Source organism: Photobacterium sp. R1, from assembly GCF_054600795.1.
In genome coordinates this window covers 1-262 of record NZ_BAAHZP010000652.1, presented here as the reverse complement: position 1 = coordinate 262, position 262 = coordinate 1, and the positions used below count along the sequence as shown (strand labels likewise).

The 262-nt window shown below is 54.6% G+C and carries 1 protein-coding gene; it reads left to right on the top strand.

What is annotated here, in order from left to right; all coding sequences use genetic code 11:
• Positions 1 to 262 (top strand): sigma 54-interacting transcriptional regulator (locus ACYP03_RS26675; protein ID WP_459782762.1); only part of this gene is annotated, 262 nt, incomplete at both ends.

The following is a 262-nucleotide window of genomic DNA, read 5'->3' as shown; positions in this document are numbered from 1 at the left end:
AAAAAGCTGCTGCAGCATGTGAAACGTCTGGCGGCGGCGGATATGCCGGTTTTGATTCAGGGGGAGATAGGTACAGGCAAGGAAATGGTCGCGGAAGCCATTTTTCAGGCATCAACCCGCGCGAAAGGGCGTTTTGTTGTCGTGAACTGTTCAAGTATCGGCCGGAGCTGGGCGGTGAAAGGGAGCGAGTCTGAGTGCTGTTTTGAGGCGGCCAGAGACGGTGTGCTGTTTCTCAATGAAGTGACCTCCTTACCTCAGGATC